This is a genomic window from Nostoc sp. UIC 10890, assembly GCF_054786515.1.
In genome coordinates, this window is record NZ_JBSGKF010000127.1 from 1 (window position 1) to 1,809 (window position 1,809).

A 1,809-nucleotide genomic window follows, 5' to 3' on the forward strand; every position below is an offset into this window, starting at 1 on the left:
TTGCCGATCTACTCCCATTTCACAGGCAAATACCTTTGCTACCGTATCTGGGTCTAATCCCATGCGAAAGCCTAAAACTTCACGGGTATAATGTTTATCGAAATTTTCATTACTTTCTGATTGAGATTTTGCATCTTGGAGTTTCTGCAATCCTTGGGGCGTTAGGATTACACCACGTCTACGGCTTCTTTGTTGGGATTTCATGGGGAATGTTGCAGGTGATAAATGTATTTTTTATGGATAGGCATGAGCGTCTGTAGTGCATCGGTAAGATACACCAACAAACAGGAGATGACTGGCACAAGTCAGCAGTAAATAACTTCAGCTGCCAAAGCTATAAAATTATCTACAACTCAATCGAGTCTTAATTGTCAAAACTGTACCTATTCAAACGATTTTTTTAAGAATTATGATAGGAAACACAGATATTAAGCACTATTTCAGTCTGAAAGCAGGTAAGTCTTACAAGACTGAGTGAAGCAGATTTATCCAGCTAATTTTATGTTACTTGCTTTATTCTCGCACTGACGTTAAGTAATTTTACGGGCTTGGATTAAGTTGGCGATCGCCTTTCTGTTGTGTTGTATTTTCGTAATTCAGCTTTTGAATGGCGATCGCTGTTGCTGGGATAGGGGAATTGGGAAGCGATCGCTTCTGGTGACTACTATTCGTCTTTGCGCCGCAGATACTCGATTTTCCTGTGGAGAGTTTTAGCTGTGGTGAATTTTAAGTTTTGTGACTTTAAGATCCCGAAGTTAAGGTTTATTTGCCGATTTTAAGAGAAACAAGGGGAAATAAAGTTTAGTTTGACAATAGTTGAAATCTTTCCTGTGTCTAGCTTGCAGAGACTGAAGTTGAGAAGTTTTTAAGTTCGTCAACTTCGGTTGTGTTGAATGGATTTAAGGTAAATACTGAATTTATAAAGTAAATCTTGAGGAGGGTAAAAGGATTATGAGCGACATATACTGATTCGTAATGACTACCTGTGTGAGCTAGAAACTAGACTGGCTAACTATTTACGTCTAGTATGAATGACTCTGCAATATCTCTGCTCAAGATAAAAATGAAGAGTCCTGAGTGCTGAGTTAAAAGACCACCCACAAAGGGTGGGGTATCAACCTTCTCACTTAAGAAGATTTCGCCGATCAGGGGTGGGGCTTGTACCAAGTACATAAGTTGTAAGTATTTTTTTAACTTACTCAGCACTGAGTACTGAGTATGGTCAAGTTTCGCTCAAAGTCGAAAACCTCAAACTAAAAAACATAGGAGTTACCATGACTTTCAATATATCGATTATCGACATTAAAGAAGGAGACCAAAAATATTACCGTGACAATAGCTGGTGTCTTTATGCCTTTAAGTTCTGTGATGGAAAAGGAGCTCCAGGCTATGTCCCCACTTGGTTTGCTCTGAAACCCAAGGATTGGTCAACAAATATAGACATCTTTTATAAGCCGACTTATTCCGTCTTTTACAACAAGTTTATCAAAGTCAGCGATGACACTATCATTCGGACAAGTACCAGAACTGATGCCATTCCATTAGGCTCAAAAGTACTCCTCAATGAAAATAATCGTCTAGAGGTAAAAGAGGAGGGACGGGGTGCAGGTCCTATTGTTGTGACAAATCATTCTGCATCAGGTCGCGCACTTCTGGGGCTAACTGGTCCTTCAGAAGCTCATGTGGATGATAATGCGCCTTTTGCGGTCTTCGATGTAGCATCAGACAACATCTTAACTATGGAGCCAATTGAGAAAGTTTTGATTTTCCTAGCCGCTGTTAATGTTCAACAAGGTATCATTCGCTCGA

Annotated in this window: 2 protein-coding genes and 1 pseudogene; 2 read left to right on the forward strand and 1 reads right to left on the reverse strand. The window is 39.7% G+C overall.

Features of this window, described 5'->3' with window-relative positions; translation table 11 throughout:
• Positions 1 to 204, reverse strand: a pseudogene (locus ACWATR_RS39760) (AAA-like domain-containing protein); the annotation flags it as partial.
• A 354-nt stretch (positions 205 to 558) separates the two neighbouring features.
• On the opposite strand from ACWATR_RS39760, the gene ACWATR_RS39765 reads away from it, so the two are divergent.
• Together ACWATR_RS39765 and ACWATR_RS39770 are read left to right on the forward strand one after the other, a co-directional pair.
• Entirely contained in the window at positions 559 to 714 is a 156-nt protein-coding gene (locus ACWATR_RS39765; protein ID WP_460345811.1) for a hypothetical protein, read from the forward strand.
• A 560-nt stretch (positions 715 to 1,274) separates the two neighbouring features.
• On the forward strand, positions 1,275 to 1,809 hold a 535-nt coding region (locus ACWATR_RS39770), incomplete at its 3' end, for a hypothetical protein (RefSeq protein WP_460345814.1).